This window comes from Flavobacterium cauense R2A-7 (assembly GCF_000498475.1).
Taxonomy (GTDB): Bacteria; Bacteroidota; Bacteroidia; order Flavobacteriales; family Flavobacteriaceae; genus Flavobacterium; species Flavobacterium cauense.
This window is the reverse complement of sequence record NZ_AVBI01000014.1, coordinates 188,603-199,428: the sequence shown is the minus strand read 5'-3', so window position 1 is coordinate 199,428 and position 10,826 is coordinate 188,603. Positions and strand designations below refer to the sequence as shown.

The 10,826-nt window shown below is 38.8% G+C and carries 9 protein-coding genes; 3 read left to right on the top strand and 6 right to left on the bottom strand.

Going from position 1 to position 10,826, the window contains the following annotated elements; genetic code table 11:
* Positions 1 to 13: 13 nt before the first annotated feature.
* Positions 14 to 1,321 (bottom strand): c-type cytochrome, encoded by a 1,308-nt coding sequence (locus tag FCR2A7T_RS07025; RefSeq protein WP_023570586.1) that lies wholly within the window; start codon positions 1,319 to 1,321, stop codon positions 14 to 16.
* A gap of 207 nt (positions 1,322 to 1,528) precedes the next feature.
* Between FCR2A7T_RS07025 and FCR2A7T_RS07020 the strand changes: the two genes are divergently transcribed.
* The 3 genes from FCR2A7T_RS07020 (at position 1,529) to FCR2A7T_RS07010 (ending at position 4,674) form a co-directional block, all read left to right on the top strand.
* Positions 1,529 to 1,918, top strand: coding sequence for a hypothetical protein (locus FCR2A7T_RS07020; protein WP_023570585.1), 390 nt, complete (start codon positions 1,529 to 1,531; stop codon positions 1,916 to 1,918).
* On the top strand, positions 1,919 to 2,410 hold the full coding sequence (locus tag FCR2A7T_RS07015) for a hypothetical protein (RefSeq protein ID WP_023570584.1): 492 nt from the start codon (positions 1,919 to 1,921) through the stop codon (positions 2,408 to 2,410).
* 65 nt (positions 2,411 to 2,475) lie between these two features.
* A complete protein-coding gene (locus FCR2A7T_RS07010; protein ID WP_023570583.1) occupies positions 2,476 to 4,674 on the top strand; it encodes a TonB-dependent receptor plug domain-containing protein in 2,199 nt (732 codons plus the stop codon).
* 60 nt (positions 4,675 to 4,734) lie between these two features.
* On the opposite strand, the gene FCR2A7T_RS07005 is transcribed toward FCR2A7T_RS07010, so the two are convergent.
* From FCR2A7T_RS07005 to infB, 5 genes are all read right to left on the bottom strand, one after another.
* Positions 4,735 to 5,220, bottom strand: a complete 486-nt coding sequence (locus tag FCR2A7T_RS07005; RefSeq protein ID WP_023570582.1) for a DUF1269 domain-containing protein — start codon at positions 5,218 to 5,220, stop codon at positions 4,735 to 4,737.
* Positions 5,221 to 5,423: 203 nt separating this feature from the next.
* Positions 5,424 to 6,362 (bottom strand): hypothetical protein, encoded by a 939-nt coding sequence (locus FCR2A7T_RS07000; protein WP_023570581.1) that lies wholly within the window; start codon positions 6,360 to 6,362, stop codon positions 5,424 to 5,426.
* A 100-nt stretch (positions 6,363 to 6,462) separates the two neighbouring features.
* The gene (locus FCR2A7T_RS06995; RefSeq protein WP_023570580.1) at positions 6,463 to 7,146 is read right to left on the bottom strand and encodes a T9SS type A sorting domain-containing protein; all 684 of its coding nucleotides are present in this window, start codon (positions 7,144 to 7,146) and stop codon (positions 6,463 to 6,465) included.
* Between the two features lie 8 nt (positions 7,147 to 7,154).
* Positions 7,155 to 7,742: a phage tail protein gene (locus FCR2A7T_RS06990; RefSeq protein ID WP_023570579.1), complete on the bottom strand. Its 588-nt coding sequence runs from the start codon at positions 7,740 to 7,742 to the stop codon at positions 7,155 to 7,157.
* Positions 7,743 to 7,887: 145 nt separating this feature from the next.
* A complete protein-coding gene (gene infB, locus FCR2A7T_RS06985) occupies positions 7,888 to 10,785 on the bottom strand; it encodes a translation initiation factor IF-2 (protein ID WP_035117713.1) in 2,898 nt (965 codons plus the stop codon).
* Between the last annotated feature and the right edge of the window lie 41 nt (positions 10,786 to 10,826).

The following is a 10,826-nucleotide window of genomic DNA, read 5'->3' as shown; positions in this document are numbered from 1 at the left end:
TCTTAATTTATTATTAATAGTGACACTTACCACATTCTAAACCTCCCATTTGCGCAGCAGTCAATTTGTCTACACCATATTTCTTAGAAAGTTCGTCGTGAATTTTAGCATAGTAAGCATTACCCTCCACTTTTACATTTGTTTCTCTGTGACAATTCACACACCATCCCATAGTTAATGGAGAATGTTGTTTCATAATCTCAAAAGTTTCAACCGGACCGTGACATTTTTGACACTCTACTCCAGCAACAGAAACGTGTTGAGAGTGATTGAAATAAACGAAATCTGGAAGATTGTGAACACGAACCCATTTAACAGGTTTCGTTTTACCAGTATAAGCCATATTTGTTTTATCCCAACCTACAGCATCGTATAGCTTTTGGATTTCACCTGTATAGAACTCTTTTGAATACTCAACATAAGTAGAATCTTTATCCCCTTGGAATTCAGAAATACTCTTATGACAGTTCATACAAACGTTTAGAGACGGAATACCGGAGTTTTTACTCACACGCGCAGAAGAGTGACAATATTTACAGTCAATCTTGTTATCACCCGCATGGATTTTGTGAGAGAAATGAATTGGCTGAATCGGCTCGTAATTTTGATCCACACCTATCTGCATCAAATAACCATAGATGAAATACATCCCGATTAAAATCATCATAATAGACGTAACCAACATTAGGAATTGATTTTTTGCAAAGGCTTTCCAAATTGGCAAAGATTTCTCTTTCGCCGCCACTTCAACACCGTTTGCCGCTGCAATTTTATTAAGCACATTCTTAACAAACAACAACATCACCACCAATATAGCCAACACAAAAGCAAGAACTCCCAAAATCAAATTATTGGAAACCCCACCTTCTTGCGCAGCAGCCCCACCAGTTGCAGCCGTTGCAGTTGCAGCAGGCGCTTCTTCTTTTGGCGCAGACGTATAGGCAATAATATTATCAATATCCTCGTTGGATAATTGAGGGAATGCCGTCATTGGAATCTTGTTGTTTTCTTCGAAAACTTTAACCGCTTGAGCATCACCAGATTTGATAAGCTCACCACTGTTATGAATCCATTTGTACAACCACTCCTTGTCATACTTGTCAGCAACCCCACGCAACGCTGGTCCCGTGGCTTTAGCATCAAGCTTATGACAAGCCGCACAGTTTGTGTTAAAAATAGCTTTCCCTTTTGCAGGATCACCTGCACCAGCAGCCGGAGCGGCAGCATCTTGGGCCAAAGAACTCAGCGAAAGCGACAATACCATCGCGAGGCTGAATATTAATTTTTTTGAAAACGAATTATGGTTACCCACTTTTTTCATAATTAAAATGATTATCAACTAAACTTGGCACTATTTTTATGCTACGTGAAAACAGGCCTTATTTATAAACTCGGACAAAAATACGACTTATGTCTTATTATCAAAACCTTAAATTTATCTTAAATTGTAATTTATACCAATTCTAAATAAATTGCTGTTTTCAGATTGATTTAATTAATTGTATTTTTGCTTCAAATATACTTCATTATGAGAATTTTAAGAACATGCCCCTATTTAACTTTACTTGTTTTAGCCTTGGTAACAGGAATAAAATCCTATTCACAGACCGCAAAAATTAACATTATTCAGGATCCAAAATTTGAAATGCTTCTAAACGAGAAAAGAAAGATAAACTCTTCCATTACTGTTAATGACCGTTATAAAGTACAGATTTTTTACGGCACCAATGAAGAAGCAAAAAAAACACTTTCGACATTCAAAAAGGAATACAAAAACCTGGATGGCACAATAATATATTCCAATCCCAATTTTAAAGTATGGGTAGGCACGTTCAAAACCCGAATTGAAGCGGAAAAACAATACAAAGAGATTGTAAAAAAATACCCTACCGCTTTATTAATAAGACCAAACAAATAGATGACCCTCAAGAAAACAATAATTTTAAGCATCGCAATCCTCTACGGGTTGCTTTCGTTTTTATTGTTATCAGAGACCTTTATCATGCATTTGCTGGAAACCAAAAGAGACTTTCACATAAAACAGTCGCAAAATCTTAAAGAAATCACATTCACAAAAGAAGACTGGAATAAGTTAGCCAACAAAAAAGAATTCAAACTGGCAGGGGCTTATTACGACGTTAAAAAAATCAAGTTGGGTTCAAAAAAAGTATATGTTTTAGTAGTAAAAGACGAATACGAAAATGCTATCAAATACATTTCAAAAAACATTTCCCCTAAAAACAAAAAAAGCAAGGCTTTAAAAAGTAAAAACACTTACGACGTTTGCCTCCACACCCCTATTTTGAAACAGCCTTCAATTGTTTATCAAAACGTTCAAAACAATTTCCCTCCCGTAAAAGAATTTAAAAGCACAGCCCTCCAAAAGGGCTTTCGTCCGCCATGTGTATAATGTTTTTATGATACCAATCGCAATCAAAAAGCGAACATACATAAACTTTTATACACAAAAACGAAATGAAAAAATATTTCTACTTATTGTCATTACTGACAATGAGCACTTATGCCCAAACCCAAAAAGACACTACTAAGTCGAAACACCTGGAAGAAATCATTGTAACTTCCAACAAATACGTAAAAAACAAAAAAGCGATAGCGCAACAAGTCGAAACAATTTCCCAAAAAGAAATTGAATTCCAGAACTTCCAAAACACCGCTGATGTATTGGCAAACTCTGGAAATGTAACGGTTCAGAAATCACAACAAGGAGGCGGAAGTCCGGTTATCAGAGGATTTGAAGCCAACCGCATCCTGCTTTTGGTCGACGGTATCCGCATGAACAATTTAATTTTCAGAGCCGGACATTTGCAAAACAGCATTACCGTTGACAAAAACAGTATCGAAAACATGGACATCTTCTACGGGCCGACGTCCACTATTTTCGGGAGTGATGCTCTAGGTGGCGCTATCAACATCAACACCAAAAAAGCCAAATTCTTCAGCGAAACCAACAAGCGTTTTTCCGGTAATGCCATAACACGTTATTCGTCTGCCAATGAAGAAAAGACAGGTTATTTTGATTTCAATTATGCCGGTGTAAAAATTGCATCGCTTACCTCGTTCTCATACAACGATTACGGCGATCTAAAAATGGGTAAAAGGAAAAATCACGGTGCGGATTATTTCGGCGAACGCGAACACTACATCACCACTCAAAACGGAGTGGATGTTTTAACGCCAAACAGCGATAAATATGTTCAAAAAAATACAGCATTCAAACAGTATAACTTCATGCAGAAACTGTCGTACAAACAAGACAATGGCACTTTGCACAATCTAAACCTGCAGTACTCGACCACCTCCGACATTCCGAGATACGACCGCTTAACCGATCCCAACGGAAGTGGCTTAAGAAATGCCGAATGGTTTTACGGCCCTCAAAAACGATTGCTTTCGGCGTATACGTTTTCTAAAGACAAAGCTTTTATCGGAAATGATTTGAAACTTACGGCAAGTTATCAGAATGTAGAAGAAAGCAGACATAACCGACGTTTTGGGAATTACAACCTTCAAAACCGCATTGAAAAAGTAAACGTGTTTGCTTTGAATGCCGATCTGAAAAAAGAGTTCACCAACAGCGATGTTTTATATGGTATTGAGGCCTATTACGACGATTTGAATTCGACAGCCTATTCCAACAACATCAACACCGGAGAAATCAAAGACATCGACACCCGTTATCCGAATGGCAAAAACAACATGTTACGAACCGATGCTTATGTTACTTACAGCACCAAAAACAATGAAAAAACCAGTTGGAATATTGGTGCCCGCGGTGGTTATGTTACATTAAAAAGTACTATTGCAGACAATTCTATTTTCGAATTGCCGTTCACTTCGGTAAATCAAAGTAATTTTACATATAGCGCCACAACCGGAATCATTCATAACCCAAGTAAAAATGTGCGTTTAGTAGCCAACATCAGTTCTGGTTTCAGAGCGCCGAACATTGACGATTTGGCAAAAATATTTGAATCCGGAAACGGTTCGGTAATTGTTCCGAATAAAGATTTGAAACCGGAAAAAACCGTTACTACCGATTTAGGTTTCACGGTAAAAAGCAACAACAGACGTTTTCAATTCGAAAACACTTACTTCTACACGAGAATGTTTGATGCCATCGTAACCGACACATACACCTTTAACGGTGCCAGCACAATTGTTTATGATGGATCGACAAGCCAGGTTTTAGCCAACCAAAACAAAGGAAAAGCATTCATTACCGGTTTATCCAGTTCCGTAAAAGCTTATGTAATCGACAATGTACTGGTAACCGCTAATTTCAATTATACCTTAGGACGTATTGTAAATGAGGACCACACCTATTCTCCACTAGACCACATTGCTCCTTATTACGGAAAAATAGGCGTGAATTACGAACACAAATTCTTTACCCTTGAAGGCTATATGTTGTACAACGGCAAAAAAGACATTTCCGATTATCTTTTAAACGGCGAAGACAACGAACAATACGCCCCAAAAGGCGGAATGCCAGCTTGGGAAACGTACAACTTTAAAGCATCTAGCAAATCGTTCTTTGGGGTAACATTGTATGCCGGAGTTGAAAACATTCTGGACACACAATACAGAACATTCTCATCTGGGATGAACTCTGCCGGAAGAAACATTTACGGAGGTTTAAAATACAGTTTCTAATATAACTTCCATATAAAAACCATAAAGCCGACAAATGTCGGCTTTATTTATTACTGTATCTTAACTGAGAAGCTCCAAATGAGTTCCTTCTGTATGCAGAATATGTTCTGCCTGTTCAATTTCGTCTAACGAACCGTTTACTACCACCATAAACTTTCCTTCTTTCAGGTGTTCCTCACACCGTACTATATTATCTTCTTTGATTCCGATGAAAGACAAGAATGATATAAGTCCGCCCGTTACGATTCCCAAATCAAAACCGGCAATTGCTCCAACCAGAGCGCCGGCGCCGTACAAAAAACCAAAACCTGGAATTGTAAAAACACCAATCCCCGACAACAATCCGATAACGGTACCTGCCCCCATACCGATAATGGCCGGAGCTTTTTTTATCGCATCGATTGATCTTACGTGGATATGGTCCTCAATTACTTCCGCTGTTCCCAAAAGCGAAACATTGCTCATGGGAAAATTTTGGTCGTTTAACACTTTAACAGCATCCACTGCTTCTTGATGGGTGTTGTAAATTGCAATTTTTGATTTCATGACTTTAAAATTTAAGTCCAAAAACACAAAAAATATTAGTAAAATTATGAATTTTAGTCAGTTATATAATATTCTTTCACATTAATATAACCTTTGCTTCTTCAAAACTCCGGGCAGAAATCAAAAATTCCGTTATCCTTCAAAAAGATGTAGTGAATAAATTAAGTATCGTGACACATCAAACCTAAACAAGAAGTCCCAACTTATTTCCATCCGAATTCCCGCTTCATTTTTTCGGCAAAAAAAGCATTCTCAATTGGGATTGCACTAAATTCGTCGTAATCCTTATTCCTCAAAAATAAAGGAAGTGATTCTTTGGTAATCAACCCGTATTTCTGAAACCCAAAATGTTTAATACAGAACGCGTCATAATTCCTGTATTCGCCGTAATCGATATCGTTTTTCAAGTAGGCTTTTTTGATATACGGTTCAAAAAGGAGCCAAGTGCGTTCGATATTTTCCTTGATTTCCAGATTCTGATACAAACCCATATTATAAAAAGAATGTATTACTGCGAAGTTTTTGACCGATGGAAAAAAATCAAACTTCCGGCAAATGCCATACAACGTAGTACTGTTACTAAACTTAAACTCATTCAATTTGGCGTTTACCGCTTCTATCTGGAAAGAATCAAGCGATTTGATTTCCATAATCTTTGAAGCAAATGAATGCACCGCCTGACTTTTCAATTCCATATCATAAAGCTTTCGCTGATCGAATTGTTTGTCGAAATTATGCTCAAGCCAAATGAAATGTTTCTTCAGATACATCGGTTTGAACCATGAAGAAAGTTCTCCTGTAAAAATAGCATCATAATACAACTCACCACCTTTCATAAACGAAATTGTGTAGCCGTATTTTTCTACCAAAATCTCTAATTGTTCTTTAAAAAAGGTAATATCCTTATGACGGTAACTGTATTCCAAAAGCGTCAATTTTAAATCGGTTTCGTAGCCATATTGTGCTTCCAAACCGAGAATAGCCTCTTTTGCTTTCTGATAATATTCAGTGTCCATTCTCGCTTTTTGAAAGGAAGGATAAACGGTTTCATAAATTACTTTGTCACGGTAATTCTGAGAAATAACTACACTGGTCGAAAACAAAAAAAAGAGCAAAAGAAAACGGATTGATATGTTCATCATAAGAAACAATAGATTAAAGCAAATAAACGGAAAAAAGCAAAAATCGTATACTGCAAAAAGTAATAGAAACAAAAAATCCCGACGAATCGGGATTTAAAATTTATTTTTTTACAAAATTCAGAACCTGGACACCTTCATCGGTATCAAGGCGCAAGAGATAAACTCCATTTTGAAGCATGGCAACATTAGCAATATTGCTGTTTGCAACCTTTAGCACTACTTGTCCTTGCATGTTTAAAATGGAAAGGATTTTAATCTCACTTTTAGAAAGAACGGTAATATGCTCCGAACTTGGATTTGGATAAACGGTAACACCACCGTTAATTGAAAAATCGGCAGTTCCCAAAACCGTGCTTTGCACAGCGCCGGTTAAAACCGCATTACCTGAAGTCAGAACACCACCGCAAGCCGAACTGGTTGCCACGGTATTCTCAACCCAGCTCCCCAAAGTCAAATCGGGTGGATTTGGCGTAGAAGAGGAAGTATTATAATAGATCAAATGCGGATTTACAAAATCGCCGTTTCCACTATCGGCAACAAACTCCCAACGGGAATTGGAAACACTCCACTGAATTTTGAATTCACAGGTTCCCAATCCTCCACATGACTGACCGCCATCCACAGGATTGGTAGTAAAAACATTTCTCCCAGACACATCTGTCGTTTCCTTGTTAAAAATATAATCCTGATTTTCAAACAAAGCGTGACATCCGTTGAAGGTAATGGTTTGCGCTTTTATTGTAAAAGAAACAACCACTGCTAGTAATAAGAATATCTTTTTCATACAACTTCTTAAGGTCTTGTTGGCCAAACACCTTGTAAGGCTATAATATAAGTAAGCGTTGTATAAGGCTGTATGTTATTTACAGGCTGGCTTCCGCCACTAACTCCAATCATTGAAGGACTCATAGTAGTATTAGCTGCACTTGCCGTATATTCCTTATCCAAAGCTTTTGTATTAGCCGGAATACTGCCTGTTGGCACGTTTTGATCTCCATCAACAGTAGAAGCATTAACGGTATGATTGTGCATCGGCATTTGAGCAATCGTTAACGTATTGGTTTCCGAACCGCTCTTCTCTCCTAAAACTCTTGGTGTAAGACCAGGACCGTTACCATCTCCCATTGGCACACGCCCTCGTAAGTCCGGTAAAGCAAAAGTAGTCATACCATCACCGCCATAAGTCGTACCCAGTAATGCAAAAAGCGCCTGATTTTGAGCAATCGGCAACAATTGACCTTCACATTTAGCCCATCCTTGTGGAGCATAATTAAAAGCAACTACAGCAATCTGACCAATAAAGGGCTCGGATTGCGCAACTGTCTTATTCACAGAGAATAACGACATCAATACAACTAATAAAATTGTAATTTTTTTCATATATAAAATTTTAGTGTCGCAAAAATAACATCTAATTATCTTACATAAAAATTTACTGAATTAAAAAACCGTTAAGTTTGTAAAAAATCGATTAAACGCAAAAAATCCCGACGAATCGGGATTTTTATAGTTATAGAACAAACTGTTATTTCAGTTTCTTTTTCACCTCCACTTCGTGGAAACACTCAATTAAATCGTATTCTTTAAGATCGTTGTAGTTTTTAATCTGCATACCACAATCGTACCCTTTGGAAACTTCTTTCACATCGTCTTTGAATCGTTTCAATGCCAACAATTCACCAGTGTAAATAACCACACCTTCACGAATTAAGCGGATTCTTGCATTTCTAAGAATTTTACCATCGGTAACCATACATCCGGCGATAGTTCCCACTTTAGAAATTTTGAACAATTCACGGATTTCGGCAGTACCGGTAATTTCTTCTTTCATTTCCGGCGACAACATACCTTCCATCGCATCTTTCAAATCATCGATAGCATCATAGATAATCGAATAGTGACGGATATCGATTTCTTCTTTATCAGCCAATTGTTTTGCATTTCCTTGCGGACGAACGTTAAATCCGATAATAATCGCATCCGAAGCCGAAGCCAACAATACGTCAGATTCTGTAATTGCTCCTACTCCTTTATGAATAATCTTGATCTGAATTTCTTCAGTAGACAATTTAGAGAAGGAATCCGACAAGGCTTCCACCGAACCGTCCACATCTCCTTTAAGGATAATGTTCAATTCTTTAAACTGACCCAAAGCGATACGACGACCGATTTCGGCAAGTGTAATGTGTTTTTGTGTACGAACCGATTGCTCACGTAACAACTGCATACGTTTCGCAGCGATTTGTTTCGCTTCTCTTTCGTCTTCAAATACGTTGAATTTATCTCCGGCAGTTGGCGCTCCGTCCAGACCCAAAATGGAAATTGGTGTAGAAGGACCTGCCTCCTTAACGATATTTCCACGCTCATCGTACATCGCTTTCACTTTACCGTGATTTTTACCGGCCAATACGTAATCACCGATTCTCAATGTCCCCGCTTGTACTAAAATAGTAGAAACATAACCACGACCTTTGTCTAATTGTGCCTCAACCACTGTACCAACAGCTGGTTTATTTGGATTGGCTTTAAGGTCTAAAATTTCCGCCTCAAGCAATACTTTTTCTAATAATTCTTTAACACCTAAACCTGTTTTTGCAGAAATGTCATGCGATTGGTATTTACCCCCCCAATCTTCCACCAACAAGTTCATAGCCGCTAAACGCTCTTTAATTTTCTCCGGATTCGCATTCGGTTTATCCACTTTATTGATTGCAAAAATCAATGGAACTCCTGCCGCTTGTGCGTGACTGATGGCCTCTTTGGTTTGTGGCATGATATCGTCGTCCGCAGCAATTACGATAATAGCAATATCCGTAACTTGCGCACCACGGGCACGCATTGCGGTAAACGCCTCGTGACCTGGTGTATCCAAGAACGCGATTTCCTGACCGTTATCCAACTCTACTCCATACGCTCCGATGTGTTGTGTAATACCTCCGGACTCTCCGGCAATTACATTTGTTTTACGGATGTAATCCAACAAGGATGTTTTACCGTGGTCAACGTGACCCATTACCGTTACGATTGGTGCTCTGTGTACCAAATCTTCCGGACGATCTTCCACTACTTCAATAGCTTCTTCGATATCGGTCGTGATAAATTCTACTTCATAACCGAATTCATCAGCAACAATAGATAAGGTTTCCGCATCCAAACGTTGGTTCATGGTTACCATAATTCCAAGCGACATACAGGTACCGATAACTTTCGTGATAGGCACATCCATCATGGTAGCAATTTCACCTACGGTAACAAATTCCGTTACTTTCAGTATCTTACTTCCCTCTTCCATCGCTCTTTGCTCATCGTCTGATTTCTGACGGTGCGAATCACGCTTGTCTCTCCTGTATTTCGCAGCTTTAGATTTCCCTCCTTTACCTTGAAGTCTTTCTAAAGTTTCTTTGATTTGGTTTTTAACCTCCTCCTCGGTTGGCTCCACTTTAGCAACGATAGCCGGACGGTTTCCTTTTTGGAATCCACCTCCACCGGGCTTGTTCGGACCAAACTTATTACCGCCTCCTGGTCTGTTAGCACCGCCTTGAGCATTTCCACCTTGACCTGGTGTTCCGGCTCCTGGCGCTCCCGGTTTTCCTGGAATGCGTTTTCTTTTATTTTTGTTCGCGTTATTTTGTCCTTGCGCGGCCGCACTTCCGGGCGCATTGGGCTTAATAGCTGCGTCTTTTTTGAAATCTTCTTTCTTTTTCTTAGGCTTGTTGAACTGAGACAAGTCAATCGTCTGACCCGTAAAAGTCGCCCCTGTAAGCTTTTGGTATTGTGTTTCGATTTTCTCGTCTTCCACGGGTTCTGCCACAGCCGGAGTTGCCGGAGCTTCCGCTATTGGAGCCGCTTTTTTCTCGATTTTGTCAACTGCTTCAACCTTATCTGCTTTTTCAGTTTTTTCTGCTTGTTCAACCTTTTCGGTTTTCGCTACAGTAATTTTTACCTCTTCTGCAACCGGCACGGCTTCCACAGTTTTTTCAACTACTTTTTCAGGCGCAGGCTCGATAGCTTTTTCGACTTTTTCCGAAGATGGTTTTTCAGCAACAACTTCAGGCTTTTTGGGCTCAAGATCAATTTTACCAACCGCTTTAGGCCCGGAAAGGGTAGCTTTGGCTTTAATTATTTCCTGACGTTGTCTCTCTTCGTCTTGTTTGCGTTTTTCTTCAATCTCTTTTTCGCGCTCGATACGCAGGGCTTCTTTTTCTTTTTTCTTTTCTTCACTTACTTCAAGAGAAGCCACCTTTTTTCCTTTATCAGCAGAGAATTGACCGCACAAGATAGAGTATTCCTCATTAGAAATTTTGGCGTTAGGACTTGATTCGATGGTATGACCCTTATCTTTCAAATAGTCCACAGCTCTATCTAGAGAAATATTTAATTCCCTTAAAACCTTGTTTATTCTTATTACTCTTTCTTCAGACATATAATCTTTATTATTAATACCTTAATGCGTGTTGTGTTGTT